We start from the raw sequence: 24,654 nt of genomic DNA on the forward strand, positions 1-24,654 counted from the left end.
CAATTAACGCATAAAGATATCTTTATGTCCGACGGCCGGGCGGGCGCGCCGGCGCTCGTCAGAAGCTCAGTTCGGGTTGCATCGCGCCGGGCTGCTGGGTCTCGGGCAGGTGGCAGGTGAAGGTCGAGCCGGCGCCCGGCTCGCTCTCCAGGGCCACCCAGCCGCCGTGCAGCTCGACCAGCGCCTTGACCAGGGCCAGGCCCAGCCCCGGGCCGCCGCGATCGCGGCCGACGAAGCGGTCGAAGATGTGGGCCTGAACGTGGAACGGCACGCCGCGGCCGGTGTCCGAGACATCGAGTCGCACCTCGCCCAGGGCGCGGCGGGCCGACAGGGTGACGCGGCCGCCCGGCGGGGTCTGGCGCAGGGCGTTCTCGACCAGGTGGTCCAGAGTCTGGGCCAGGCGCTTGCCGTCGCCGCGGATCAGGCCGACGTCTTCCTCGCACTCGACCGCCAGGGTCACCGCGCCCAGCTGGGCGTCCTTCAGGGCGTGCTCCTGGGCGTTGAGCAGCAGGTCGGAGACGCGGATGTCCCCGATCTCCAGCGCCATTTCGCCGGCGTCGATCTGGGCCATGTCCAGCACGTCGTCGATCGAGCGGGCCAGCTGGGTGGCGGCGGCGCGGACGGCGGCCACGTGGTTGCGGCCGCGCTCGGAGATGCCGTCGGCCCGTTCCAGGAGCTCGGAATAGCCGATGATCGTCGTCAGCGGCGTGCGCAGCTCGTAGCTGACATTGCCGACGAAATCGCGCTTCAGGCGCTCGGCCTCGGCCAGGGCGGCGGAGCGATCGGCCAGGGCCGATTGCAGGTCGCGGGTGTCGGTGACGTCGGCGAAGGCGATCAGGGTCGCGCCGTCCGGCAGCGGCCGGCTCTGATAGACGACGATGCGGTCGTCCGAGGTGCGGACCTCGCCCGAGGTCGGGGCGCGCATCTGCGGATCGGGATCGGCCACCCGGCCCTTCAGTTCGCGCCAGAAGGCCAGGTCGTGCAGGCGCGGCACGCACAGCTCGACCACGCCCTCGAAGTCGCCGGCCGCCTCCAGGGCGAAGGCGCTGACGTTCCAGAAGGTCTCGAAGGCCTCGTTGTGCAGGCGCAGGCGGCCATCCGAGCCGAACACCGCGACGGCGTCGTTCAGCTTGTCCAGCGTGGCCTGCTGCACCTGGATCAGGGCGTTGTACTGGGCCTTCAGGCGCAGCTCGCCGGTGATGTCGGAATAGATCAGCAGCATGCCGCCCAGCGGGTGGGGCTGGCGCACAACCTTCAGCGTCCGGCCGTCGGGCAAGTGCCAGAGGTCGTCGGCCTGAGGCCCCACGTCCTCGTAGCGGGCCAGCTCGGCGGCCTTCCAGACGGCGTAGTCGATGGTCTCGGGCAGGCGGCGGCGCTGGCGCAGGCGGTCCAGGATCTCGCCATGGGTCGGACGGTCGGCCAGCCAGGCCGGCTCCAGGCCCCACAGTTCGGCGAAGGCGGTGTTGTGGAACGACAGCCGCCGCGTCGCGCTGAAGATCGCCACGGCCTCGGCGATATGGTTCAGGGTCTCGTCGTGGGCCTCGACGTGCTTCTTGAAGGCGTCGCGGACGTCCTCGATCTCGGTGACGTCGGCGCAGAACACCCCCACCCCGCCGCCTTCCAGCGGCTGGGCGGAAAGCCGGAACGCGCGACGGCGGCCTTCGAGATTGATCCAGCGCACGGCTTCGCGGCGCTCGCCCTTCTCGACGGCCTCGACGACCAGGGCGTCGGCGGACCGGTCGAAGCTCTTGCCCGCCAGCGCGCCGGCAGAGGCGACGCTGGCCCCGACGGCGCGAACGAAGGCGGCGTTGCCCCAGACGGCCTGGCCATCGGCCCCGGCGATCCAGGCCGGCTCGGCCACGCTGTCGACGAAGGCGGCGAATCGGGTCGCCGACGGCAGTCCGGAATCACCGCCGCTGCCGGGCATCAGGCGCAGCCAGGCCAGCGCCCCGACCGCGCGGCCCTCGACCGAAACCCAGCCATTGCCCCCGCGAACCTCGAAGACGCAAGCCTCGCCGCGCTCGAACAGCGCCGCCAGCTTGTGGGCATGATCGGGATCGGCCCCGCTCAGGGCGGCGATCACCGCCTCGACCTTGGCCTCGACGCCCAGCACCCGCGCGCAGGCCGAAAGGCCCTCGGCCCCGGCGGCCAGGTCGGCCCGGCCGCCCTCGACGGCTATCACGGCGGTGTCGAAGGCCTCGACCCAGGCGGGCGCGTCCAGGGGCTCGCCGCCTTGCAGGCCAAGGCGCGCCTTCAGGGCGGCGATGCGGGCCTCGTAGCCGCGGCGCTGCCCCAGCGACCACAGGGTGACGCAAATGGCGAGACAAACCGCGCCGGCCACCGCCGCGAGGATCAGGTCGTACGAAGTCATAAGGCGCGTCGCTTACCCCAGCGGGTCGTCGAATCAGAATCCCAGATTAGTCGGGCCGTGACCAGAGCGCGATCAGGGGGAGCGTGACTGTCTGTCGCGATTTCGTCGCCACACCCGGTGGCTTAACGCTCCGAATCGCTCTATTTGGAGACCATGACCTGGTCCGACCGCCTCGCCCCGTCGCTCGACGACTTCGCCGTCCTGGCCCGACAGGCCTTCGACGCCCTGCCCGACCAATTCCGCGCGCTGACCGGCGACGTGGTCATCCGGGTCGACGACTTCGCGGCCGACGAGGTGCTGGACAGCCTGGACATCGAAGACGCCTTCGAGCTGACCGGCCTTTATCAGGGCGTCGACCTGGGCCGCCGCTCGGTGCTGGACTATGGGACCGAGCCGTCGCGGGTGTTTCTCTACCGTCGCCCCATCCTGGACGAGTGGGCCGAACGCGGCGACGTCTCCCTGGGCGACCTGATCGCCCACGTGCTGGTCCATGAGATCGGCCACCATTTCGGCCTGTCGGACGACGACATCCACCGCATCGAGGACGAGGCATGAGCCCCAATCCCAGCCAACTCTTCGATACCGAAACCTGGCGCGAGCGCATGGATGAGCGCTGGTTCGACACCGGCGCGGCCATGGCCGAGGCCGGCGCCGTCGACCTAGTGGCGATCGAGGACGAGAAGGTCACCGCCCACGTCACCGGCAGCGTCGGCGACCTCTATGTCGTGCAGCTTTGGGCTCCGGCCGGCGAAGGCCTGTGCACCTGTCCTGGCTTCGAGAAGTTCGGGGCCTGCAAGCACCAGGCGGCCGTGGTCACCGCCGCCAACGCCGCCGACCTGACCAAGGTCCGCGAGCGGATGGCCAAGCTGCGCGACGGCCTGGCCCTCGACGGCAAGGACGCCCTGATCGAACGCCTCGCCGAACTCGCGCGGACGCAGCCGGCCGTGCTGGCGGCGCTGGAGGGGCGCTAGAGGAAGTCGTCGATCGGCGCCTTGCGCCTGACCTTCGACTTCGGCCGTTCCCACATCACGCCCGGATAGCCCTTCAGCGGGACCAGCTTGCCGCCGCCATAGGCCCAGTCCGGGGCCTGGTCGAGCGACGTGTGATAGCGCGGCTCGCGGCCGGTGCGGGTTTCGAACAGGGCGCGCGGCAGGTTGATCATGGTCGGCGCCGCTTGCGCTCCATGAAGATCGGCGTCCCACAGCGCGAACAGAAGCCGCGAGTCGTTCCTTCATGCTCGTGGCGGGTGACGAGGTCCTGGCCCTCCAGCCAGCGGAAGCGGCTGCGATAGCTGGCCGTGTAGGTGACATAGGCGCAGCCCTGGGCCCGGCGGCTGGCGGCCGAGTGATCGTGGAACGCCCACCGCGCCGGCACGCCGATAGCGACCCGCACCGCCCCGCACGCACAGGCGCCCTCGGCTTCCTCGGCGGGCGGTTTGAGGGGCTTGGGCATGGGGAGAACTCCGAAGCGACTGGCCATTTCCGAATAGAGCGCACTGCTGCCAGATCTGACAGCAGGCGGCCTTGACCGCGCCCGACCCGCGCCGCTCTGCTGCCGGATACAATTGGGGAAAACGCCATGGCGACGCTGTACGAGCGCTACATCCTGCCCAAGCTGCTGTGCTGCGCTTGCGGCGCGCCGGCGTTCCGCGCGCAGCGGACCAGCCTCGTGCCCCAGGCCAGGGGCGAGGTGCTGGAGCTCGGCGTCGGCGGCGGCTTGAATCGGCTTTCTACGACCCGGTCGCGGTGACCGGCGTCACCGGCGTCGACCCCTCCGCGGAGCTGCGCGCCCTCGCCGAGGCCGCCCCGCGCCCCGAAGGCCTGGCGGTCGAGATCGTCGCCGGCGAGGGCGAGCGCCTGCCGTTCGCCGACGCCGCTTTCGACACCGTGCTGTGCACCTTCACCCTGTGCTCGGTGCGCTCGCCCGCCGCCGTGCTGTCCGAAGCCCGCCGGGTGCTGCGGCCGGGCGGCCGGTTCCTGTTCTGCGAGCACGGCCTGTCGCCCGACGCCGGCACGGCGCGCTGGCAGCGACGCATCGAACCGCTGTGGAAGCGCCTGGCGGGCGGCTGCCACCTGACCCGGCCGGTCTCGGCGGCGGTCGAGGCGGCCGGCTTCCGCCTGGACGAGAACCACCGCTTCTATCTCGACAAGGCTCCGCGTCCGCTGGGCTGGTGCGAGCGGGGCGCGGCGAGCCAGAGGATGGGCGTCGCCGCCCGGCTCCCGTCGCCAAACCTGACGCTGCCGTCATTTTTTGTTTGACCCGTCCGCTCACATGAGTTGACAGTGTTCAGATGGGCCGAGATCCGCGCAAGACGGAGCCCGCCCGATGGACATCGCACGGCCGATAGGGAGCGCCGACATGACCGACCCAATTTCCAAAGACCGGAACATCACCAAGGACGCCATGTACGACGCGGTCGCGCCGGACGACTTCGAGTCGATGCTCGAACTCGACCGCTACGGCAACCGCTCCAGCGCCTTCGACAAGATCATTTCCGCGACCCACGACCACTTCTGGGATCCGCTGGACAAGACCTATATCGACTTCGACGAGCCGTTCGACATGGAGAACCAGGCGCTGGTTCCCGAGGACATGGTCATCGCCCTGTCGACCGACTACGTCTCCAACCACCTGTCCGATCCGAAGACGCGCATCCGCTTCATCAACCAGTCGGTGCTACGCAGCTTCTCGTCGATCCTGCACGGCGAGCAGGGCGCGCTGAACCTGTCGGCCAGCCTGTGCCACGTGCTGAAGGACCAGGGCGCCCAGGAATACGCCGCCAACCAGACCCGCGAAGAGGCCCGCCACGTCACGGCCTTCGCCAAATATATCAAGGCCCGCTGGGGCAAGCCGGTCGAGTGCGGCCCGGCCCTGAAGACCCTGCTGGTCGAGATCATCGGCGCGCCCGAGGTCTACAAGAAGATCATCGGCATGCAGATGCTGGTCGAAGGCCTGGCCATGGGCGCCTTCGCCACTTTCTACAACAATATCAACGATCCGGTCGGCAAGAAGCTGCTTCAACTGGTGATGACCGACGAGGCCTTCCACCACAAGTTCGGGAAGATCTGGGCCGACCGCACGGTGCCCAAGCTGAGCCCCGAGGAACACGCCATCATCGAGGACTGGGCGGCGCACTGCTTCCAGACCCTGCTGTTCAACCTCGTCTCGCCGCACCAGCAGCTGGATCTGTACGCCGCGTTCGGCCTGGACCCCGACAAGGTGGTCGAGGAGTACGGGAAGATCATGACCGACGACGTGCGTCGGGAAAATATGAAGGAGCAGACCAACATCTTCCGGGTGCTGGTCAAGACGCTGCTCAACGCCGGCATCATCACCGACCGCACCCGCGCCTTCTACGCCATGTATGTCGACATCGACGAGCTGAAGGCCGAGGGCGACCGGATGGTCGGCGACGACATCGCCGAGGAAGGCATCCGCCACCTGCAGGCCATCAACTTCAAGGACCGCCCGGTCGGCGCCGTCAGCATCGCGGCCGAATAGGAATCCCACCTTCCTGTTGGTCGCGGACCGCCCCGCCGGAACTCCGGCGGGGCGGTCGTCGTTTCTGGCCGTTCCCCACGGAGTCTCCCATGCGCGCCGCCCTGCTCGCCTTGCCTTTCGTTTTGACCCTCGGCGCCTGCGTGTCGGGTCCAAGCGGCAATCCCGAATCCGCCGCAGCCGGCCAAGGCCGTGGAGCTCGAGCGCTATCTGGGCAAATGGTACGAGGTCGCGCGCTACGACATGCGCTTCGAGAAGGGCTGCGAAGGCGTCACGGCAGAATATTCCAAGCGCCCCGACGGCCTGATCCGCGTGCTCAACACGTGCCGCCAGGGCGCGGTGGACGGTCCCGTGAAGGTCGCCGAGGGCAAGGCCAAGGTCGTCGATACGGCGACCAACGCCAAGTTGAAGGTCAGTTTCTTCGGCCCGTTCTTTGGCGACTACTGGGTCCTGGACCACGCCGACGACTACAGCTGGTCCATCGTCGGCGAAGGCTCGGGCAAGTACCTGTGGCTGTTGTCGCGCGGGCTTCCGACCGACGCCGACCGGGCGGCCCTGACCGCGCGCGCCAAGGCGCTGGGCTATGACGTCACGATGCTGCGCCCGACGAAGCAGCCGGCGCCTTAGGGCGCTCGGGCCGCTTCCACAACGGAGCGGATGGCCTCAATCACCACGTCCGGCGCATCGTCCTGGATCATGTGGCTCGCCCCAGGAACCAGCTGGAACTTCCCGCGCGTCGACCGCTTGGCGAGCGCCTGGTGCAACATGTGCTTGATCGCCCGCCCCTGATCCCAGGTCGGCGGCGCGTCCTCGGGCCTGTTTGGAGACGAGACCAGCACCACCAGCGGCAGGTCTCCCAGACTGCTCTGGCGAGGCTCGGCCTGGCGTGTATCGATACTGTCGCCCTTGTCATCGTCCAGCATGCTGCGGGTCTCCGAAATGTAGGCGGCGATAAACTTGGCCTTGCCCATACGCCGGTTCGTCTCGTCATGCAGCGAGGAAACCGAGCCGGGCGGCTCCTCCAGGCAATCGGGTGGACTGTTCGCGGGGGTCAGGTCCGCTACGCGCGCCGCCTTCAGGCAGGCCTCGCTCGTGACGAGGCCGTCAGCGAAGAGCTTCCGGCCCTTGTCCCGCAGAGCGCCATAGGCGCGGCCGTCGCCGGGTATGGCTGGGTCCATCAGCACCAGACCGGCGACGCGCTCGCGATGCAGGCTGGTGAAGTGGATGGCGTAGAGCCCGCCCAGGGAATGGCCGACCAGCACGAGGGGCCCTTCGATTGGCGCCTTGTCGAGCAGCCGGGCCAGGTCTTCCACGGTATTGTCCGCGTCCATAGCGCGACGCGCTTCATCGCTGAGGCCATAGCCCGCACGGTCGTAGGCGCAAGCTCGCGTAAAGGTCGCGATGCGCGCCTGAACCTTGGGCCAGCCCAGGCTGTCCCCGCCCCAGCCCGATTCCAGCAACACTGTCGGCGCGCCCTTGCCGAGACACACCAGGTTGAGATGTCGGCCCGGCTCCACGGCCACCGCCTGATGAACCTGAGCGTAGAAATCAGGCCCCAAGTCCCGAACGCCGACATAGGCCTCCGGCCCCCTCTGGCCGGCCATAAGAGCCAGCATTCCGAAAAGACCCACGAAACTCACGACCGCCCCGCAAAGACTACAATTGTAATTACATCTTGAGCACGGCGTCGGCGCATCAGCAATAGCCGGGCTGAACCGAACGCTCGCAGACTTGATCCACGAACAAAGCTGGAACATGATCACGGCGATGGACGTGATCATCGAACTCAAGAGCCGCCCCGAAACCACCCTGACCGTGACCCGCGGGGCCGCGCGGCTGCTGGTCGACCTGGGCTATGCGCCGCTGGCCGAAGTCACCCTGCCCAACGGTCGCCGCGCCGACCTGATGGCGCTAGGCCCTAAGGGCGACGTGCTGATCGTCGAGGTGAAGTCGGGATTGGAGGATTTCCGGGTCGACCGGAAGTGGGGCGAGTACGCGCCCTATTGCGACGCGTTCTATTTCGCCGTCGCACCGCATTTCCCGGAGGGCGTCCTGCCGGATGAGCCGGGGCTGGTCGTCGCCGACGGTTTCGGCGGCGCCGTGGTGCGGGAGTCGCCGCTGACGCCTTTGGCGCCGGCGCGACGCAAGGCCCTGACGCTCGCGTTCGCCCGCCTCGCGGCCCTGAGGGCCGCGGGCGTCAACGCCGAGCGCCTGAGCCTGTAGAGGGCGTCTCCAGCTAGTCCAGATTGCGCGCGATCAGGAAGCCCACGCCCAGGCCGATGGCGAAAGCGCCGAAGGCGACACCGATCGGATGTTCCTCGGCGGCGTGATGCGCCACCTGGGCCTTGTCGCGAGTCCAGGCCGCGCCGACCTTGGCCTTTTGCTCGGCGAAGGTGCGGGTCTGCTGGGCCACTTCGGTGGCGGTCTCGCGGGCCGACTTGACGGCCTTGGTCACCGCCTCCTTGGCGCGCTTGGTCTTTTCGGAGGTCGTCTTCTTGGCGCCGTCCAGCGCCGAAGCGGCGGCGGACGAGGCGTCGTTCGGAATAAAGCTGCTGACGTCGGTCATGGGGGGAGGCTCCTCGGCTTGACCGAGACCTAACGCGCGGGGAGCCGTCTAGTTCTCCCGCACGACCTTCAAAACCGCCTCGCCGTAGCGATCCAGCTTGCCCTGGCCGACGCCCCCCGACTTGCCGAGCGCCGCCAGGGTGGCCGGGCGGGCGGCGGCGATCTCGGCCAGGGTGGCGTCATGGAAAATGACATAGGGCGGCACGTGCTGGGCCTGCGCCTGCTCCTTGCGCCACGCGCGCAGGGCCTCGAACAGCATCTGGTTTTCCAGCGGGATGGTCAGCGCCTTGCCCTCGCGGCGCTTGCGGGCGCCCGTGGCGCGGCCGGTCTCCGGCGCCTCGGCCGTCTGACGCAGGGCCACGCGACGCTCGCCGCGATAGACCTGGCGCACGCCCTCGACGTCGCCCAGGCCGATCAGCGGCCGGCCGTCATTGGGGTCCTCGCGCAGCAGGCCTTCGAAGATCAGGGTGTCGAACAGGTCGCGCCAGACCGGCTGGCTGAACTCGCGGCCGATGCCGAAGGTCGGCAGCTGGGCCTCCTGGGGCGTGACATCCTTGGTCTTGCCCATCAGGTGCTCGATGATCCGGCCGCGTCCATAACGCCCGCCCATGCGGTGGACGGCCGACAGGGCCTTCTGGGCCGCCTCGGTGGCGTCGACGCCGGTCGGCGGCGAGACGCAGATGTCGCAGACCCCGCAGCGGGCCACGCCCTCCTCGCCGAAATAGCGGCGGACGGCGGCGGCGCGGCAGGTGACGCCCTCCAGCATCGCATAGAACTGGCGCAGCTTGCGGCCTTGCGCCTGCTTGACCTCGTCGGGCGCGTCCTTGGTCTCGATGCGGCGCCCCGCCCAGGCCATGTCGGCCGAACCGTAAAGGGTGATGCCCTCGGCCGGCTGGCCGTCGCGTCCGGCGCGGCCGACTTCCTGCCAATAGGCCTCAATGGCGGCCGGCGGGTCGGCGTGGATCACGAAACGGACGTCGGGCTTGTCGACGCCCATGCCGAACGCGATCGTCGCCACCATCACCGCGGCGTCGGCCTCCAGGAAGTCCTCCAGCCGCTTGGCGCGGACGGCCTTGTCGAGTCCGGCGTGATAGGCCACGGCCGGGACGCCCTCGGCGTTCAGCTTCTCAGCCAGCTTCTCGGTGCTGTCGCGGCTGCCGGCATAGACGACGCCGGCCCGGCCCGGGCGTTCCAGCACCAGTTCGACCACCCGATCATGGCCCTTGCCCCGCTTGCGCTCGGCGGAGAGCGCAAGCTCGGGACGCGCGAAGCTGTCGACGAACTCGGCCGCGCCCTGCAGTCGGAGCTCGGCGCGGATATCGTCACGGGTCCGGGCGTCGGCGGTGGCGGTGACGGCCAGGCGCGGCACATTCGGGAACAGCTCCGCCAGCCGCCCCATCATCCGGTATTCGGGCCGGAAGTCGTGCCCCCACTGACTGACGCAGTGAGCCTCGTCGACGGCGACCAGGGCCAGCGGCGTGCGTGAGAGGCGATCCAGCATCCACGGCTGCATCAGGCCCTCGGGCGACAGGTAGAGCAGGTCCACCTCGCCGGCGTCGATGCGCCGCCAGATATCCGAACGCTCGTCCATAGAGACATTGCTGTCCAGCCGCTCGGCCGCCACGCCGGCCTGGCGCAGGCCCTGGACCTGGTCGGCCATCAGAGCGATCAGCGGCGAGATCACCAGGCCCACCCCGGGCCGGATCAGCGACGGGATCTGGTAGCACAGGCTCTTGCCGCCCCCGGTCGGCAGCACGGCCATGGCGCTGCGTCCGGCCAGGATCTCGTTGACCACCCCGGCCTGCATGCCCCGGAAATCGGCATGGCCGAAGGTGCGCCGCAGGACGTCACGGGCGTGATCGAGTTCGGGGGATTCGGGGAGGAACGTACACGGGCGCTCTTTTGGCAGCGTCCGGCCGGCAGGCCAAGTGTTGGGACCCAGGACGTCATCCACTCACCCCATCAAGTCCCGCTCGCCTATCGCCGTGATCGGCCGAGCGCCACAAGGGCGCCTCAGGCGGCGTTTACCGCTCGTCAATCTTGTCGCGCGTTCTGTGGGCTTGGGCTAAACGGAACACGCGCTAGCGTGGGCCTTCTCGCGGCCGCATCTTGGAACAGGACGACCATGGCGAACGGACCCTTCGGCGGGAACAAGGCGGCCAGACCGCAGCGCACCCCGCTCCAGGCCCTCGTCTATTGGGGCACGGTCCTGGGCGTCTGGGGCCTGATCTTCATCGTCGCCTTCTTCGCGGTGTTCGCCAGCGACCTGCCGGACACCTCCAAGCTCTACGACGTCAAGCGCCAGCCCTCGATCAACTATCTGGACCGCTCAGGCGCCCTGCTGGCGGTGCGCGGCAGCCAGTACGCGCCGCCGGTCGATATCGACGCCCTGCCGAAATATGTGCCGGCCGCCTTCGTGGCGATCGAGGACCGGCAATTCTATCATCACTTCGGCTTCAACCCCTGGGGCATCATGCGGTCGGTGGCGTGGAACGCTACCCATGACGGCCCGCAGCGCGGCGGCTCGACCATCACCCAGCAGCTGGCCCGCAACCTGTTCCTGAGCCCGGCCCAGAACTATCGCCGCAAGGCCCAGGAGCTGATCCTGGCCGTCTGGCTGGAGATGAAGTTCAGCAAGAAGCAGATCCTGGCCCTCTACATGAACCGGGTCTATTTCGGCGCTGGCGCCTACGGCATCGAGGCCGCCTCGCAGCGCTACTTCAACAAGCCCGCCAAGGAGCTCACCATTGGCGAGTCCGCGCTGCTGGCCGGCATGATGAAGGGCCCCGCCCGCTATTCGCCGGTCTCGGCCAAGGAGCGCGCCGCACGCCGCGCCACCATCGTCCTGGACGAAATGGTGCGCATCAAGGCCATCACGCCGGAAGAGCGCGACGAGGCCTTCAAGACGCCGGTTCAGGTCTCGGCCACCCTGGCCAACCAGCGCGCCCAGTACTTCACCGACTATATCGACGCCCAGGTTCGCTCTCTGGTCGGCGAACCGACCGAGGACCTGGTGGTCGAGACCACGCTGGACCTGCCGATCCAGGCTTCGGCCGAGCGCGCCGTGAAGCTGGGCGTCGACGGCCATGCGGCCCAGGGCGTGCAGCAGGCGGCGCTGGTCGCCATCGACGGCGAAGGCCGCATCCGCGCCTATGTCGGCGGCGCCGACTATGCCGACAGCCAGTTCGATCGCGCCACCACCGCGCGCCGCCAGGCCGGTTCGGCCTTCAAGCCGTTCGTCTACCTGACCGCCATGGAGCAGGGCCGCACGCCCGCCGTCATGGTCGTCGACGAGCCGGTCAAGATCGGCAACTGGGAACCGAGGAACTACACCAACAAGTATCTGGGCCCGATCACCCTGCAGACGGCCCTGGCCCAGTCGATCAACACCGTCGCCGCGCGGCTGGCCAACGAGGTCGGCACCAGCAACGTCGCCGCCACCGCCCGTCGCCTCGGCATCACCAGCAAGATCCAGCTGGACCCGTCGATGGCCCTGGGCGCGGTCGAGGTCTCGCCGATGGAGATGGCCCAGGCTTACGCCCCGTTCTCGAACGGCGGCTTCATGGCCAAGGGCTACGGCATCGAGCGCATCCGCACCGCCAGCGGCAAGGTGCTGTATGACCACAGCGTCGACCGCCAGGCCCGCTCGGCCGTGATCGGCTCGCCGGCCCTGCAGTACATGAACCAGATGATGCGCCAGGTCGTCGCCTCGGGCACCGGCACGCGCGCCAGGGTCCCAGGCTACGACATCGCCGGCAAGACCGGCACGACCAGCGACTACAAGGACGCCTGGTTCGTCGGCTACACGGGCGGCTTCGTCACCGCCGTCTGGACCGGCAAGGATGACAACACCCCGATGAAGCGGGTCACCGGCGGCGGCGCCCCGGCCGAAATCTGGCGCACCTTCATGGCCGCCGCCCTGCCCCGCCTGAAGGCCACCCCGATCCCGGGCGGCGTCGTCGAGCCCCCGCCGATCGAGAACACCGACCCGATCGGGGACCTGATGAACACCACGCCGGGTCCGGAAGGCCCGGCGGCGGAAACCCCGGCCGGCGCGGCCCCGCCGGCGGATCAGCTGCCTTACTGATAGATCCTCCCCCGCGATGCGGGGGAGGTGGCCCAGAGGGCCGGAGGGGGCGAACGCGGCGTGCGTCCAGCTCGCCCCCCTCAGTCGCTCCGCGACAGCTCCCCCGCATCGCGGGGGAGCATCTTAAGCCCCGATCGCGTGCAGTTCCGCCGCGTGCGCCCTTAGCCACGCGCGGTGGGGCGCGGGATCGCCGGCCAGTTGCTCGCACAGCGCCCAGAACCTCGGGCCATGATTGGCCTCGATCAGATGGGCGCACTCGTGGGCGGCGACATAGTCGGCCACCGCCGCCGGCGCCAGGATCAGCCGCCAGCTGTAGCGGATCGCCGCCGGAGCCCGGGACGTCGCCGGGCGACAGGATCCCCCAGCGGGCCTTGGGATCGGCCACCGCCACCGACGGCATCGGCCGGCCCAGGGCGGCGGCGTGGACGGCGGTGCGCTCGGTCAGGACGGATAGCGCCTCGCGTTTGGCCAGCCGGATGACCTTCAGCCCCCAGTTGGCGTCGTCGGGCGCGACAATGCGAGGGCCGTCGCCATGGGCGTCGTCAAGGCGAGCCCGCCCTGGACCGACCTCGAGGCGATAGGCCTTGTCGTTGAGCCGCAGGATCCCGCCGGGCGCCAGGTTCATCCGCTCGGGCAGGGCCGCCAGCTGCTTGGCGATCCAGCCGGACTTCTCCTGGGCGAAGGCGACCGCCTCGTTCAGGCGCTTGAGGTTGGGGGCCAGGGCGACGATCTCGGATTTGGCGCGGTCGACGCGCAGCGAAATCCGCCGCGCCCGGCCGTCCACCCGCAGGCGAACCGGCCAGCCGCCGATCTCCAGTCGATCGCCGTCGGAAAAACGTTGGGCCTTGAGCGCGAACATCCGCCCTTAGATCGCGTGACCAGGGCCGCGCCGCAAGATGGACCCGACGTTACGCCTCTTCCTCGAAGTGCGGGTCGCACTTGCGGATGAACCGGCGCACGCGCGGATAGATCTCCTCGCGGAAGCGACGACCGTTGAACACGCCGTAGTGGCCGACGCCGGGCTGCACATAGTCCAGCTTCAGCGCCTCGGGGATGTTCGCGCACAGGCCATGGGCGGCCTGGGTCTGGCCGATGCCAGAGATGTCGTCGTTCTCGCCCTCGACCGTCATCAGGCCGATGTCGCTGATGGTCTCGGGCTTCACCCGGGTCCCGCGATGCATCAGCTCGCCCTTGGGCAGCAGGTACTGCTGGAAGACGATGTCGATGGTCTGGAGATAGAACTCCTCGGTCAGGTCCAGCACCGACAGATACTCGTCGTAGAACTCCAGGTGCTTGTCGGCGCTGTCGCCATCGCCCTTCACCAGGTCGTTGAAGTAGCGGCGGTGGGCCTCCTGGTGGCGCTCGGCGTTCATGCTCATGAAGCTGGCCAGCTGGACGAAGCCCGGATAGACGCGCCGGCCCGCGCCCGGATAGGGCGGCGGCACCGTGTAGATCATGTTCGACTGGAACCAGGTGAACGGCTTTTCCTCGGCCAGCTGGTTGGTCACGGTCGGCGACAGGCGCGCATCGATCGGCGAGCCCATGAAGGTCATGCTGGCCGGCCGTGACGGATGATTCTGCTCGGCCATCAGGGCGGCGGCGGCCAGGACCGGCGGCCCGGGCTGGCAGACGGCCACGACGTTCGGGCGCGGCCCCAGCACGGCCAGCATCTCGATGATGTGGTCGATATAGTCGTGGAAGTCGAAGCGGCCTTCCAGCACCGAGACGTTGCGAGCGTTGACCCAGTCGACGATGAACACGGAGTGGTCGGGCAGGAAGGCCTCGACCGTGCCCCGCAGCAGGGTGGCGTAGTGGCCCGACAGGGGCGCGACGATCAGCACGGCGGGATCCAGCGAGAACTTCCCCGCCCGGCGCATGTCGGCCATGTCGCGGTCGAACTGGATCACCCGCGCCCAGGGGCTTTGCCAGACCACGGTCTCACGGACGCGGACGTCGACCTGACCGATCCGGATCGTGTCCAGGTTCCACTTGGGCTTGCCGTAGCGCCGCGTGACGTTGGCGAACAGGTCCGCGCCGGCGTGCATATGTCGACCGACGGCCGAGTCGGCGGCGGGATTAAGCGGCGATCCCCAGAAGTCCCGGGCCGCCCGCGCCGCGAGGCGCATCGGCGTGGAGGCGTAATAAGCCGCCTCATGTAGAGCGTAGAGCATGGCGCACTCGCGATGTTGCAACGCAACATAGCACGCCAAAGCCTAAGAGAGTCTACCTTTCACGGCGATTTGCGCCGCGTCATCGCGCCGCCTCGCGCCGGAGTGGTAGCGCTCTCAGCCCTCGCGCATCGCGTCGCCGATCCGGCGTGCAATGTCGGCCGGCGGCAGGTTGTACGGGATCACTGTCTTGAAGCGCCCCTTGGGGTCCATCAGGTAGATCGCCGTGGAGTGGTCCATGGTGTAGCCGGGGCCGTCGCCGACCTTGGCGTAGTAGACCTTGTAGGCCTTGGCGGCCGCCTTGACCTGCTCCTGGGTTCCGGTCAGGCCGATCGTGGATTTCGGCACGTAGTCGGCCGACAGATAGGTCTTCATCTGCTCGGGCGTGTCGCGGGCCGGGTCGATCGAGATGAAGACGATCTGCAGGTCCTTGGCCTTGGGACCCAGCTGGTCGGTCGCCGCCGACAGGCCTTGCAGCGTGCCCGGGCAGACGTCGGGGCAGTAGGTGAAACCGAAGAACACCGCGCTCCATTTCCCCTTCAGCGCCTTCTCGGTGGTCGGGACGCCGTCCTGGTTCACCAGCTGGAACGGCCCGCCGACCGCGGCGGACGCTTGGGACTTGAACACGCCGGCGCGCCACGCCAGCCCCGCCGTCACGGCGAGGCCCAGGACGCAGGCCAGGATCAGGACAAGGCGGTGGCGAGGCATGTGCTTTTCATCCTTTTCTTGCCGCTTGTCCTTTTGCTCTCGCAAAGCGCGCAATTCTGGACAATCCTGCGACCATGACTGACGTATCGTTCGCGAGAGCGCCCGACGATCAACGTCACAAAGGGCTCGATAAGCCGGGCGACGAACCGGCGCAAGACGACGCCTGGTCCTGGACGGCTCCAGGACTGCGCCGCGGACGCTTAAGGGTGCGAACCCTTCTGGCGCAGCGCTGGCTATGGGTGGTCGGCCAGACCGCCGTCCTGCTGATTTCCGGCCTGGTTTTGAAGCTTCAGGTGCCATGGGCGCTGTGCTTCACCCTGATCGCTCTGTCGGCCTGGCTGAACGTGCTGCTGGGCCTGGCCTCCAGCGGCCAGCGCCTGGCCCGCGACGGCGAGGCCACCGCCCAGATCGCCTTCGACATCCTGCAGCTGTCGGGCCTGATCTACCTGACCGGCGGCGCGCACAACCCCTTCGCCCTGCTGTTGATCGCGCCGGTCACCCTGGCGGCGGCGACCCTGCCGGCGCGCTACGCCATAGGGCTCGGCGCCCTGGCCATCGTCGCCTCCGTGCTGCTGGCGCTGTTCCATATGCCGCTGCCGACCATAAGCGGTCGTCCTTGGCCGTTCGAGCCCAACCCGCTGATGCTGTGGACCATCGTGTCGGCGCGGATCGTCGGCATCATCCTGACCGCCGCCTATGCCTGGCAGGCGGCCAGCGAGTCCGCGCGGATGGAGCTGGCCCTCAACGTCACCGAAACCGTGCTGGCCCGCGAGCAGCGCCTGTCAGCCCTCGGCGCCCTGGCGGCGGCGGCGGCCCACGAGCTGGGCACGCCGCTGGCGACGATCTCGGTCGTGGCCCGCGAAATGGCGCGCGGCGCGCCCGACGACCAGACCCGCGAGGACGCCGAGCTTCTGATCGGCCAGGCCGCGCGCTGCCGCGAGATCCTCCAGCGCCTGACCGAAATGCCCGAGGCCCAGGACGCCGTGCACGAGCGCATGAGCCTGGTCCAGCTGGTGCAGGACGTGATCGAGCCGCACCTGGTGCATGGCGTGCGCGTGGAGGCGGTCGTCAACGGCCCTTCCGGCGAGACCGCTCCGGACGTCTGGCGGCGGCCGGAAATCATCCACGCCATGACCTCGATCGTCGAGAACGCGGTCGACTTCGCGCGGGGCGAAGTCATCGTCATCGCCCGCTTCGACGCCCGCTACATCGTCATCGAGGCCCGCGACGACGGTCCGGGCTTCTCGCCGGAGGTGCTGGCCAAGCTGGGCGAGCCGTACGTCACGACACGTCCGGGCGCGGAAGGGTCGCGAACGGGGCATATCGGCATGGGTCTGGGCTTCTTTATCGCAAAGACCTTGCTGGAACGAACCGGCGCGACCGTCGATTTCCGTAATGGTCGCCGGGGTGGAGCGGTCGTTTCGGCGCGCTGGCCTCGGGCGGCCTTGGAAGCTCCGGGTTTTACGGGGGCTTGAGTAAGGCGCGGAAGCACGAAAGTATGGGTTGTTATTTGGCCTGTTGAGTATTGGCGCTGGGGAGGCGCGGACTTCTATGGCGGATATCGGTGAGCTGGTTTCGGCGCTGCCGGACAAGACGCTGCTCTTGTTGGATGATGACGCTCCGCTGCGGACCCGGCTGGGTCGAGCGCTGGAGCAGCGTGGGTTCGAGGTGACGCTGGCCGCTTCCGTGGCCGAGGCCCTGACGATCCTGCGCAACCACGCGCCAGCCCATGCGGTGCTGGACATGCGGCTGGAGGACGGCTCGGGCCTCAAGGTGGTCGAGGCGGTGCGCGACGCCCGCGCCGACGCCAAGGTCATCATGCTGACCGGCTACGGCAACATCGCCACGGCCGTGGCGGCGGTGAAGGCGGGGGTTGTCGACTACCTCTCCAAGCCCGCCGACGCCGACGACGTGGCCCGCGCCCTGCTGGCCGCCAAGGACGCCGCCCCCGTGCCGCCGGAAAACCCGATGAGCGCCGACCGCGTGCGGTGGGAGCACATCCAGCGCGTCTACGAGATGTGCGGCCACAACGTGTCGGAGACGGCGCGCCGGCTGAACATGCACCGGCGGACGCTGGCAGCGGATCCTGGCCAAACGCGCGCCGCGATAAGAGACCGGAGGCTCCCCCGCGCCGCGGGAGAGCCTCCACTCGTCACATCGCCGAAATGCCGCCGTCGACCTTGATCTCGGCGCCGGTCATGAACCGGCTCTCGTCGCTGGCCAGATAGAGCACGGCGTTGGCGATGTCGTTCGGCTCGCCGATACGGCCCAGCGGCACCTGGCGGGCCAGCTTGGCGAAGGCCTCTTCCTTGCCGAACCGGGCCGAGAAGCCGTCCAGGATCGGGGTGTCGATAAAGGTCGGGTGGATGGAGTTCGAGCGGATGTCGAGCTTCATCTTGGCGCAGTAGAGCGCGATGTTCTTGCTGAGCAGCCAGACCGCCGCCTTGGAGGCGTTGTAGGCCGGCGAATTGCCGTTGGCGATCAGGCCGGCGATCGAGCTCAGATTGATGATCGAACCCGGTTGATGCGCCCGCATGTGGGTCAGGGCGTGCTGGCGCCCAGGAACACCGAGTCGACATTGACCGACATCACCTTCTTCCAGAGATCGAAATCCAGGGTCTCGATCGGGCCGTCGCCGCCGATGCCGGCGTTGTTGACCAGCACCGACAGGCCGCCCATGTCGCCGGCGGCCTTTTCCAGCACCTCGATCCACTGGTCTTCCTGGGTGACGTCCAGCAGGTACGCGAAGGCCGTGCCGGCGCCGTGGGCGGCGTTGATCTCGTCCGCCACGGCTTGGGCGCCCGCCAGGTTGAGATCGGCCAGGGCGACCTTGGCGCCTTCCTTGGCCAGCATCCGCCCGGCCGCCGCGCCCAGGCCCTGGGCCCCGCCGGTGATGAAGGCCTTCTTGCCGGCGACCCGGCCCGTGCTCTGCGCCATGCGGCGTCCTCCCGGTTATAATTCAAACGGGAGTTTGAATTCTTCAGGCGGCGCTGTCCATGAACTTCGCGAGTTCAACGTCCAGTTCCGTCACGCCGTCGGCGTCATGGGTGGTCAGCAGCACCTCGACGCGGTTGTAGACATTGAACCATTCCGGGTGATGGTCGAGCTTGTCGGCCATCAGCGCTACGCGGGTCATGAAGCCGAAGGCTTCGTTGAAATCGACGAACTTGAAGGTCTTGGTGATCGCGTCCTTGTCGGATGCGGCGCTCCAGCCGGAAAGCTGGGCCAGCGCGGCGTCTGCGCCGATCTTGGGACGGGACATGGGATTCCTCTTCCGACGATGAAGAAAAGCCCGTGGGGCGCGGGCTTCCGGGGTTTCCCCCTCAGAACGCCAATCCGGTCGCTTCGGCAAGGTCGCTCAGCAGCTGAGCCTCGGTCGAGACCTTGATGGCCGTCATGCCCAGGGCCGCCGCCGGCTTGCAGTTGATCCCCAGGTCGTCGAGATAGACGCAGGCCTCCGGCGCGACGCCTAGCCGCTCGCACATCATCTGGTAGATGCGCGGATCCGGCTTGCGCACCCCGGCCTTGGAGCTTTCGATCACCGCGTCGAACAGGGCCATGATCTCGCCGACGGCCAAGGCCTTTTCGGGGCTCTGGGCCATGCCGGGGCCGTGCCCCGTCGGCACGTTGTTGGTGATGCAGCCGACCTTGAACCTGGCCTTGCAGGCCTTCAGCGCCTCCAGCACCCGAGGCCGCAGATCGCCATGGAGCAGCGGCAAAACCTCGGCCCCGCGCACCGCATGGCCCAAGCGCGTCGCCTCCTCCAGGAAGAGGCCGTCGAAGGCGGCCGCGTCGATCTCGGCCCGCTCGAAGCGCGCCCAGGCGTTCACGTCCGGATCGGTGGCGTTGACCGTGCGGATGAAGTCCTTGGGCAGACCGCGCTCGGTCTCGTAGCGGCGGAAAGCCTCGAACGGCGAGGTCGTGAACACCCCCGCCGAAATCCCAGATCACCGCCTCGATCGCCATGTCGCCCTCAAACAGATGTTCGAGGCAAACGCTACCCGCCCCACGCCGCGAGGGGAACCCCGCCACGGCCACGCTCGCGCATTGGGTGAAAGGAGAGTCACGGCCGCTCCGGAAATGTTTTGTTAACCACCATCCGGAGTCGCCCATGATCGCCCTTCGCCGCCTGACCACGATCGCTCTCGCCACGGCCGCCGTCCTGACGGCCGCGCCCGCGCTGGCCGGTTCGAACCGTGGCGGCGTCGGCGGCCCTCCGGGTCCGGAAATCCTGCCGCCCAACGCCGCGCCCGGTCAGTGCTTCTCGCGCCGGGTCACCGGTCCGGGCGGGGCTTATCGCTGGGACCGCGTCGAGTGCGACAGCGCCTATGGCGGTTACGGCTATGGCTATGGCCATGGCGGTCGCTTGGACGTCCAGACACAGGCCGCGCCCAGCCATGGCTACGGCTACCAGGGCGGCTACGCGCCCGATTGCGGCTGCGGCGGCTATCAGGACGGTTACGCCCATGGCGGCGACTATGCCGGCGATCGCTATGGCGAGCGCCGCTATGACAGCCGCTCTTCACAGTCGCAGTACGCTTACGAAAGCAGTTCATACAGCGGCGGTTACGCCTATGGCCGTGGGGGCCCGGGCGTGAGCTATCCGCCGCCGTATGGATACGGTTACGTCGCCGCCGGGCGCGACGAGGCCGGTTATCTGATCTGGCCCGGAAAGACGCCCTGAAACCCCAAAGTGGGTGGCGCCGCCCTTGCGCCGGAAGCGTCGACTTGCACCAAAATGGGACGGGGGAACTTTCCATCATGCGCACGCCAAGCCGGCCGTTTTTCAAGGCCTATGAACTCGTGGCTATCGCCGTCTTCATCGTCGCGGGGGTAGTCGTCTGCCGGATCGGCCTCGTCTACTGACGGGCTGATCCAAGGGACGGCCCGAAGGCCATTCGCTTCAATTTGGAACACGATCGCCGGCCTCACGCGTTGTGGGGGTTCAACCGGAGCCACGATCCTGTCCACGCTCGACGTCACGCCCGCGCCCAGACCGCCCCGGAACCCGTTTCGCGGCCTGTCTCGGCGCGCGCGGATCGGCATCGGCGCGGCCCTGACCCTGGTCGCGGCGATCATCGCCTTCCTCGTGATCTTCGACTGGAACTGGCTGCGCGGGCCGATCGGCCGCTACGCCTCGGCCCAGCTTCAGCGCGAGGTGGCGATCACCGGCGACCTGCGCGTCCACCCCTGGTCGTTCTCGCCCAAGGCCGAGGCCTTTGGCGTGCGGATCGGCCAGCCGGCCTGGGCCAAGTCCGTCGATCCGCAAGCCGGCCAGATGGCGCGGGTCGAGCGCATCGCGGTGCAGATCAAGATCCTGCCGCTGCTGCGCGGCCAGATCGTCCTGCCGTTCCTGGCCATCGACAGGGCCGACGTGCGCCTGCTGCGCGACAAGGAGGGCCGGGCCAACTGGACCTTCGGCGCGCGCAAGAGCGACAAGCCGCTGAAGCTGCCCGCCGTCCAGCGCCTGGTGATCAACGAGGGCCGGCTGCGGGTCGACGACCGCCAGCGCGGGGCTCTCTTCGTCGGCACGGTCAACGCCCAGGAGCGCGCCGGCGACAAGGGCGGACGCTTCGTGCTGGAGGGCAAGGGCGATCTGAACAGGTCCGCCTTCGTGGCCCAGGTCACGGGCGGACCGCTACTCAACATCTCGCCCAGCCGCCCCTACCCGTTCGACGCCGACATCCGCGCCGGCTCGACCCGCATCACGGCCGAGGGCAAGGTCATCAAGCCGTTCGATCTGGGTCGCTTCGAGACCCAGCTGACCGTGTCCGGCGCGGACCTGAACCGCTTGCACGACCTGACCGGCCTGACCCTGCCCAACACCCCGCCCTACAAGGTCTCGGGCCATCTGGTCCGCAAGGGCGACCGGTACGACTTCGAAAAGCTGTCGGGCCGGGTCGGCGACAGCGATCTCTCCGGCGACCTCTTCGTGCTGACCGGACGCGAACGGCCCTATCTGGAGGCCGACCTGCGCTCGCGCCGGTTGGACTTCGACGACCTGGGCAGCCTGTTCGGCGCCGCCCGGCCACCGGTCGCGGCGAGACCGCCTCGGCCGGCCAGAAGGTCGAGGCGGCGCAACGTGACGCGACCCAGCGCCTGCTGCCCGACGCCACCCTGCAGGTCGACCGCATCCGCGCCATGGACGCCAAGGTCAGCTACCGCGCCGAGACCGTGAACGCCCCCGATCTGCCGCTGCGCAAGGTCAGCGCTGAGGTGGTCCTGGAGAAAGGCGTGCTGACCGTCGACCCGCTGGCCCTGACCTTCTCGCGCGGCGATCTCAAAGGGAAGGTTCGCCTGGACGCCCGTCCGGCCACGCCGAAGACCGACATCGACGTGCGCCTGCTGAACGGCCGCCTCGAGGACTTCATCCCCTTCAAGTCGGACGGCAAGCCGGCCATCGAGGGCGCGGTCATGGCCCGCGCCAAGCTGACCGGCACGGGCAACAGCGTCCATCGCGCCGCCGCCTCGGCCGACGGGTCGGTGACCCTGGTCGCCCCGCGCGGCCAGATGCGCCAGGCCTTCGCCGAACTGCTGGGCGTCAACGCCTCCAAGGGGCTGCTCCTGCTGCTGTCCAAGAGCGACAAGGAGACGCCGGTGCGCTGCGCGGTCGCCGACTTCGACGTCCGGAACGGCGTCATGACCACCACCACCCTGGTCGCGGACACCGGCGTGGTGCTGGCCAAGGGCCGCGGCACGGTGAACCTCGCGACCGAGCGCATGGACTTCCGCATCGAGGGCGACAGCAAGAAGCCGCGCCTGCTGCGCCTGTTCATCCCGATCACCATCAAGGGCCCGATCATGGCCCCCAAGCCGGGCCTCGACGTCAGCAAGACCCTGGGCCAGGGCGGCGTCGCCACGGCGCTGGGCTCGCTGATCAACCCGCTGGCGGCCCTCCTGCCCTTCGTCACCACGGGCGAAGCCAAGGACGCCGACTGCGCCGGCCTCGTCAGCGAGGCGCGTCAGCAGGGCGCGCCGGTGAAGGTAGGGCAGACGACGGCGGCCAAGGTCAAAAAGTAGGTTTGGCTAGCGCAACGCCTTGACCAGCAGCAGCGTGGTCAGGCCGCTGTTCCATTCCTTGTCCGGATAGCGGTCGACCTCCCGATAGCCTCTGGACGCATAGAACGCCTGCGAGCGCGTGTTGAAGCTATCCGTCTCCAGACGAACTTCGGAGAAACCCAAGCCTGCGATCTCTGCCTCAGCTTGGTCCATCAGCCGTGCGCCGACACCCAGGCGCGCATGGCTGGACCGCACGTGAAGCGCGTTTACGAAGTCCGCCTCCCAATCCACGAACCCCACGACCTCACCCTCCCGCCCCGCGACCCAGAACAGGGCGCCGCGCTCGGCGACGTATCGGGCCGGGCGGTCCTCGTCGCGGAAGGCGCGCGCCGCCTCGGCTGTCACCTGAGGAAGCCAAGTGCTCGCGTAGGTGTCATGCAGGATCTCCCGCAGCACGGCGGAGTCGAACAAGGTCGCACGGCGGATCGACAGGCCTGGAAGCAACGACATGCCAGCACGGTAAGCCCGCCGACGAAATCATCGCAACCGGTCACCAAGGACCGGGGGAGGCGTCGATGCTTGAGCTTCGCCGAACTTTCCCCCATCTTCCCGTCATCAACCTCTCTTGTGTGGTTCATGTCCGAGATTGTGCGCGAGGCGCGGGCCTAACAGGCTCCGAGCTTCGGTTCGAAAGTCTAGAGGCCCGCTATCCGCCCGCGCGTCCCCGCAGGTGGGCGCGCGATCGTATGCCTCGATCTCTCGGACAATCCCTTGAACATCTCCAAACCGCAGCAAAGGACGCTGCACGCGCTGGCCCAGGGCGGCCGGATCGAACTCGAACGCGACGACAACGGCAAGATCGTCTCGGCGCCTTGCATCACCCGCGACGGCTGGGCCCTGACCGATTGCACGGTCGGCGTCTTCCAGTCGCTGAAACGCAAGCGGCTGATCGCCAGCCAGGACGGCGGCCCCTACCGGATCACCCGGCTGGGGCTGGGCCTTCTCCGGTCCCAACTGGACAACCGGGTGGGGGCGAAGGGCTGGTGAGCTACAGAAGCTTGTAGAACAGCACGCGCGCGGCGCCGTAGTCGCGCGCGTCGATCTGTTCGAAGCCTTCCAGAACCGGGTCGATCTCCCCCCGGCCGCGCTCGAACATCAGGATCGCGCCGGGGGCCAGCCAGCCGTGGGCGCGCAGCTCGGCGACGGCCTTTTCGCCCAGGCCCTTGGCGTAGGGCGGGTCGAGGAAGGCGATGTCGAACGGCGTCCCGGCGCTGGCCGGGCGGGGTCCAAGGTTGGTGGCGTCGCGGCGGTGGACGCGGGTGACCCCGAACAGGTGCATGGCGTCGATGTTCTCGCGGATCGCGCCGCGCGCGGCGTCGTCCGTCTCGACGAACAGGCAGAAGCTCGCGCCGCGCGACAGGGCCTCCAGCCCCAGAGCGCCCGAACCGGCGAACACGTCGATGACCCGCGCGCCGTGCAGCTCCGGCGCCCAGGCGGCGTGCTCCAGGATGTTGAACACCGCCTGGCGGGCGCGGTCGGACGTCGGGCGAGTGGCCTCGCCCGGCGGGGCGACGATGGCCTTGCCGCGATACTGGCCGGAGACGATGCGCATCAGGCGGCCTTCGGCGCGGCGCCCAGCCGGCGGCCGATCCAGTTCAGGCCCAGCATCAGCCCGGCCAGCAGGGCCCAGCCCCACGGCTTGACCAGGCTGAAGATCGTCAGCCCGCACATCAGGCCGGGCAGCAGCGCCACGCGCAGCAGCACGAACACGGCCTCGCCCACGGGCATGGGCTCGGTCAGCTTGCCGACGAAGGCCGCGTAGGCCCAGACCAGACCCATGGCCAGGCCGATCACCGCCACGTGGCCGACATAGACCAGCACGACCTGTCCGCCGCCCTCCCACAACAGTTCGGTGCTCAGCGGGAGCAGGGCGATCAGGCCCAGCACCACGAAGTTGAACACGTCCAGGCCGCCATCGGCCCGGACCAGGCGGGCGAACACCCGGCGATGGCTGAACCAGCAGACCCCCACCACCGCGAAGCTGACGGCGTAGGCGGTCAGCTTGTGGCCCATCTGATGGAACAGGTCCGCCACGCCCCGCCAGTGCTCGGGCGGATGGATCTCGATGGCCAGCAGGGTGATGGCGATCGCGAAGACGGCGTCCGAAAACAGCACCAGCCGATGCAGATGCCCCGCGCCCGTCTCGCCTTTGCCCGAAACCCCGTCACCCATGCCTGCCCCCTTACAACTCGTAACCG

General features: G+C 68.7%; 22 protein-coding genes and 7 pseudogenes. 14 read left to right on the top strand and 15 right to left on the bottom strand.

What is annotated here, in order from left to right; all coding sequences use genetic code 11:
* Positions 1 to 58: 58 nt before the first annotated feature.
* Positions 59 to 2,371, bottom strand: coding sequence for an ATP-binding protein (locus ACHMW8_RS05885; protein ID WP_395445019.1), 2,313 nt, complete (start codon positions 2,369 to 2,371; stop codon positions 59 to 61).
* A 153-nt stretch (positions 2,372 to 2,524) separates the two neighbouring features.
* Between ACHMW8_RS05885 and ACHMW8_RS05890 the strand changes: the two genes are divergently transcribed.
* Together ACHMW8_RS05890 and ACHMW8_RS05895 are read left to right on the top strand one after the other, a co-directional pair.
* Positions 2,525 to 2,926 carry a metallopeptidase family protein gene (locus ACHMW8_RS05890; protein ID WP_125154967.1) on the top strand — a complete coding sequence of 134 codons (402 nt, stop codon included), beginning with the start codon at positions 2,525 to 2,527 and terminating at the stop codon, positions 2,924 to 2,926.
* Positions 2,923 to 3,342 (top strand): SWIM zinc finger domain-containing protein, encoded by a 420-nt coding sequence (locus tag ACHMW8_RS05895; RefSeq protein ID WP_125154966.1) that lies wholly within the window; start codon positions 2,923 to 2,925, stop codon positions 3,340 to 3,342. Before ACHMW8_RS05890 ends, ACHMW8_RS05895 begins: the two co-directional genes overlap by 4 nt.
* Here ACHMW8_RS05895 and ACHMW8_RS05900 read toward each other — a convergent pair.
* Together ACHMW8_RS05900 and ACHMW8_RS05905 are read right to left on the bottom strand one after the other, a co-directional pair.
* Positions 3,339 to 3,533 carry a hypothetical protein gene (locus ACHMW8_RS05900; RefSeq protein WP_395445020.1) on the bottom strand — a complete coding sequence of 65 codons (195 nt, stop codon included), beginning with the start codon at positions 3,531 to 3,533 and terminating at the stop codon, positions 3,339 to 3,341. The two genes, ACHMW8_RS05895 and ACHMW8_RS05900, sit on opposite strands and share 4 nt — an antisense overlap.
* Positions 3,530 to 3,823: a GFA family protein gene (locus tag ACHMW8_RS05905; RefSeq protein WP_395445021.1), complete on the bottom strand. Its 294-nt coding sequence runs from the start codon at positions 3,821 to 3,823 to the stop codon at positions 3,530 to 3,532. Before ACHMW8_RS05905 ends, ACHMW8_RS05900 begins: the two co-directional genes overlap by 4 nt.
* 126 nt (positions 3,824 to 3,949) lie before the next feature.
* On the opposite strand from ACHMW8_RS05905, the pseudogene ACHMW8_RS05910 reads away from it, so the two are divergent.
* The 3 genes and pseudogenes from ACHMW8_RS05910 to ACHMW8_RS05920 form a co-directional block, all read left to right on the top strand.
* Positions 3,950 to 4,560: pseudogene (locus ACHMW8_RS05910) on the top strand (class I SAM-dependent methyltransferase); the annotation flags it as partial.
* A 169-nt stretch (positions 4,561 to 4,729) separates the two neighbouring features.
* The gene (locus ACHMW8_RS05915; protein WP_125154963.1) at positions 4,730 to 5,872 is read left to right on the top strand and encodes a ferritin-like domain-containing protein; all 1,143 of its coding nucleotides are present in this window, start codon (positions 4,730 to 4,732) and stop codon (positions 5,870 to 5,872) included.
* Positions 5,873 to 5,961: 89 nt separating this feature from the next.
* A pseudogene (locus ACHMW8_RS05920) lies at positions 5,962 to 6,496 on the top strand (lipocalin family protein).
* On the opposite strand, the gene ACHMW8_RS05925 reads toward ACHMW8_RS05920, so the two are convergent.
* Complete coding sequence (locus tag ACHMW8_RS05925) at positions 6,493 to 7,650, bottom strand: alpha/beta hydrolase (RefSeq protein WP_395445022.1); 1,158 nt, start codon at positions 7,648 to 7,650, stop codon at positions 6,493 to 6,495. The pseudogene ACHMW8_RS05920 and the gene ACHMW8_RS05925 overlap by 4 nt on opposite strands.
* Here ACHMW8_RS05925 and mmcB point away from each other — a divergent pair.
* A complete protein-coding gene (gene mmcB, locus ACHMW8_RS05930; protein ID WP_395445907.1) occupies positions 7,637 to 8,092 on the top strand; it encodes a DNA repair putative endonuclease MmcB in 456 nt (151 codons plus the stop codon). The genes ACHMW8_RS05925 and mmcB overlap by 14 nt on opposite strands.
* 13 nt (positions 8,093 to 8,105) lie before the next feature.
* Here the strand turns inward: mmcB and ACHMW8_RS05935 are convergent, their stop codons facing one another.
* Positions 8,106 to 8,435 carry a hypothetical protein gene (locus ACHMW8_RS05935; protein ID WP_395445023.1) on the bottom strand — a complete coding sequence of 110 codons (330 nt, stop codon included), beginning with the start codon at positions 8,433 to 8,435 and terminating at the stop codon, positions 8,106 to 8,108.
* 48 nt (positions 8,436 to 8,483) lie between these two features.
* Positions 8,484 to 10,326: pseudogene (recQ, locus tag ACHMW8_RS05940) on the bottom strand (DNA helicase RecQ).
* 233 nt (positions 10,327 to 10,559) lie between these two features.
* Between recQ and ACHMW8_RS05945 the strand changes: the two are divergent.
* On the top strand, positions 10,560 to 12,521 hold the full coding sequence (locus ACHMW8_RS05945) for a transglycosylase domain-containing protein (protein ID WP_125154958.1): 1,962 nt from the start codon (positions 10,560 to 10,562) through the stop codon (positions 12,519 to 12,521).
* Between the two features lie 123 nt (positions 12,522 to 12,644).
* On the opposite strand, the pseudogene ACHMW8_RS05950 reads toward ACHMW8_RS05945, so the two are convergent.
* The 3 genes and pseudogenes from ACHMW8_RS05950 to ACHMW8_RS05960 form a co-directional block, all read right to left on the bottom strand.
* Positions 12,645 to 13,380, bottom strand: a pseudogene (locus ACHMW8_RS05950) (SprT family zinc-dependent metalloprotease).
* Between the two features lie 49 nt (positions 13,381 to 13,429).
* A complete protein-coding gene (locus ACHMW8_RS05955) occupies positions 13,430 to 14,692 on the bottom strand; it encodes a polyhydroxyalkanoate depolymerase (RefSeq protein WP_199743327.1) in 1,263 nt (420 codons plus the stop codon).
* 114 nt (positions 14,693 to 14,806) lie between these two features.
* Positions 14,807 to 15,397, bottom strand: a complete 591-nt coding sequence (locus tag ACHMW8_RS05960; RefSeq protein ID WP_395445024.1) for an SCO family protein — start codon at positions 15,395 to 15,397, stop codon at positions 14,807 to 14,809.
* A gap of 74 nt (positions 15,398 to 15,471) precedes the next feature.
* Between ACHMW8_RS05960 and ACHMW8_RS05965 the strand changes: the two genes are divergently transcribed.
* Together ACHMW8_RS05965 and spdR are read left to right on the top strand one after the other, a co-directional pair.
* Positions 15,472 to 16,872, top strand: a complete 1,401-nt coding sequence (locus ACHMW8_RS05965; RefSeq protein WP_125154954.1) for an ActS/PrrB/RegB family redox-sensitive histidine kinase — start codon at positions 15,472 to 15,474, stop codon at positions 16,870 to 16,872.
* 76 nt (positions 16,873 to 16,948) lie between these two features.
* Positions 16,949 to 17,507 (top strand): annotated as a pseudogene (gene spdR, locus ACHMW8_RS05970) (stationary phase response regulator transcription factor SpdR).
* A gap of 42 nt (positions 17,508 to 17,549) precedes the next feature.
* Here the strand turns inward: spdR and ACHMW8_RS05975 are convergent.
* The 3 genes and pseudogenes from ACHMW8_RS05975 to ACHMW8_RS05985 form a co-directional block, all read right to left on the bottom strand.
* Positions 17,550 to 18,334 (bottom strand): annotated as a pseudogene (locus ACHMW8_RS05975) (SDR family oxidoreductase).
* Between the two features lie 43 nt (positions 18,335 to 18,377).
* On the bottom strand, positions 18,378 to 18,659 hold the full coding sequence (locus ACHMW8_RS05980; RefSeq protein WP_395445025.1) for a 4a-hydroxytetrahydrobiopterin dehydratase: 282 nt from the start codon (positions 18,657 to 18,659) through the stop codon (positions 18,378 to 18,380).
* 61 nt (positions 18,660 to 18,720) lie between these two features.
* Positions 18,721 to 19,363, bottom strand: a pseudogene (locus tag ACHMW8_RS05985) (HAD-IA family hydrolase).
* Positions 19,364 to 19,508: 145 nt separating this feature from the next.
* Here ACHMW8_RS05985 and ACHMW8_RS05990 point away from each other — a divergent pair.
* From ACHMW8_RS05990 to ACHMW8_RS06005, 4 genes are all read left to right on the top strand, one after another.
* On the top strand, positions 19,509 to 20,081 hold the full coding sequence (locus tag ACHMW8_RS05990; RefSeq protein ID WP_395445026.1) for a hypothetical protein: 573 nt from the start codon (positions 19,509 to 19,511) through the stop codon (positions 20,079 to 20,081).
* A 77-nt stretch (positions 20,082 to 20,158) separates the two neighbouring features.
* Entirely contained in the window at positions 20,159 to 20,263 is a 105-nt protein-coding gene (locus tag ACHMW8_RS05995; RefSeq protein WP_233586391.1) for a hypothetical protein, read from the top strand.
* 223 nt (positions 20,264 to 20,486) lie between these two features.
* On the top strand, positions 20,487 to 21,575 hold the full coding sequence (locus tag ACHMW8_RS06000; RefSeq protein ID WP_395445027.1) for an AsmA family protein: 1,089 nt from the start codon (positions 20,487 to 20,489) through the stop codon (positions 21,573 to 21,575).
* Complete coding sequence (locus tag ACHMW8_RS06005) at positions 21,515 to 22,417, top strand: AsmA family protein (protein WP_395445908.1); 903 nt, start codon at positions 21,515 to 21,517, stop codon at positions 22,415 to 22,417. The genes ACHMW8_RS06000 and ACHMW8_RS06005 overlap by 61 nt, the downstream gene beginning before the upstream one ends.
* Positions 22,418 to 22,423: 6 nt before the next feature.
* Here the strand turns inward: ACHMW8_RS06005 and ACHMW8_RS06010 are convergent, their stop codons facing one another.
* Positions 22,424 to 22,867: a GNAT family N-acetyltransferase gene (locus ACHMW8_RS06010; RefSeq protein ID WP_395445028.1), complete on the bottom strand. Its 444-nt coding sequence runs from the start codon at positions 22,865 to 22,867 to the stop codon at positions 22,424 to 22,426.
* Positions 22,868 to 23,167: 300 nt separating this feature from the next.
* Here ACHMW8_RS06010 and ACHMW8_RS06015 point away from each other — a divergent pair, with 300 nt between their 5' ends.
* Positions 23,168 to 23,443, top strand: coding sequence for a YjhX family toxin (locus tag ACHMW8_RS06015; protein WP_395445029.1), 276 nt, complete (start codon positions 23,168 to 23,170; stop codon positions 23,441 to 23,443).
* Position 23,444: 1 nt separating this feature from the next.
* On the opposite strand, the gene rsmD is transcribed toward ACHMW8_RS06015, so the two are convergent.
* Both rsmD and ACHMW8_RS06025 read right to left on the bottom strand, forming a co-directional pair.
* Positions 23,445 to 24,008 carry a 16S rRNA (guanine(966)-N(2))-methyltransferase RsmD gene (gene rsmD, locus ACHMW8_RS06020; protein ID WP_395445030.1) on the bottom strand — a complete coding sequence of 188 codons (564 nt, stop codon included), beginning with the start codon at positions 24,006 to 24,008 and terminating at the stop codon, positions 23,445 to 23,447.
* Positions 24,008 to 24,628, bottom strand: coding sequence for a TMEM175 family protein (locus tag ACHMW8_RS06025; RefSeq protein WP_395445031.1), 621 nt, complete (start codon positions 24,626 to 24,628; stop codon positions 24,008 to 24,010). Before ACHMW8_RS06025 ends, rsmD begins: the two co-directional genes overlap by 1 nt.
* Positions 24,629 to 24,654: the final 26 nt, after the last annotated feature.

The organism is Caulobacter sp. UC70_42 (assembly GCF_044056025.1).
Lineage (GTDB): Bacteria > Pseudomonadota > Alphaproteobacteria > Caulobacterales > Caulobacteraceae > Caulobacter.

Coding starts and splice junctions, on each gene's coding strand:
- ACHMW8_RS05900 (WP_395445020.1), bottom strand. CDS start 3,533: ATGATCAACCTGCCGCGCGCCCTGTTCGAAACCCGCACCGGCCGCGAG.
- rsmD (WP_395445030.1), bottom strand. CDS start 24,008: ATGCGCATCGTCTCCGGCCAGTATCGCGGCAAGGCCATCGTCGCCCCG.
- ACHMW8_RS05915 (WP_125154963.1), top strand. CDS start 4,730: ATGACCGACCCAATTTCCAAAGACCGGAACATCACCAAGGACGCCATG.
- ACHMW8_RS05895 (WP_125154966.1), top strand. CDS start 2,923: ATGAGCCCCAATCCCAGCCAACTCTTCGATACCGAAACCTGGCGCGAG.
- ACHMW8_RS05980 (WP_395445025.1), bottom strand. CDS start 18,659: ATGTCCCGTCCCAAGATCGGCGCAGACGCCGCGCTGGCCCAGCTTTCC.
- ACHMW8_RS05885 (WP_395445019.1), bottom strand. CDS start 2,371: ATGACTTCGTACGACCTGATCCTCGCGGCGGTGGCCGGCGCGGTTTGT.
- ACHMW8_RS05890 (WP_125154967.1), top strand. CDS start 2,525: ATGACCTGGTCCGACCGCCTCGCCCCGTCGCTCGACGACTTCGCCGTC.
- ACHMW8_RS05965 (WP_125154954.1), top strand. CDS start 15,472: ATGACTGACGTATCGTTCGCGAGAGCGCCCGACGATCAACGTCACAAA.
- ACHMW8_RS05955 (WP_199743327.1), bottom strand. CDS start 14,692: ATGCTCTACGCTCTACATGAGGCGGCTTATTACGCCTCCACGCCGATG.
- ACHMW8_RS05935 (WP_395445023.1), bottom strand. CDS start 8,435: ATGACCGACGTCAGCAGCTTTATTCCGAACGACGCCTCGTCCGCCGCC.
- ACHMW8_RS05925 (WP_395445022.1), bottom strand. CDS start 7,650: ATGATCACGTCCATCGCCGTGATCATGTTCCAGCTTTGTTCGTGGATC.
- ACHMW8_RS05905 (WP_395445021.1), bottom strand. CDS start 3,823: ATGCCCAAGCCCCTCAAACCGCCCGCCGAGGAAGCCGAGGGCGCCTGT.
- ACHMW8_RS05995 (WP_233586391.1), top strand. CDS start 20,159: ATGCGCACGCCAAGCCGGCCGTTTTTCAAGGCCTATGAACTCGTGGCT.
- ACHMW8_RS06025 (WP_395445031.1), bottom strand. CDS start 24,628: ATGGGTGACGGGGTTTCGGGCAAAGGCGAGACGGGCGCGGGGCATCTG.
- mmcB (WP_395445907.1), top strand. CDS start 7,637: ATGGACGTGATCATCGAACTCAAGAGCCGCCCCGAAACCACCCTGACC.
- ACHMW8_RS05990 (WP_395445026.1), top strand. CDS start 19,509: ATGATCGCCCTTCGCCGCCTGACCACGATCGCTCTCGCCACGGCCGCC.
- ACHMW8_RS05945 (WP_125154958.1), top strand. CDS start 10,560: ATGGCGAACGGACCCTTCGGCGGGAACAAGGCGGCCAGACCGCAGCGC.
- ACHMW8_RS05960 (WP_395445024.1), bottom strand. CDS start 15,397: ATGCCTCGCCACCGCCTTGTCCTGATCCTGGCCTGCGTCCTGGGCCTC.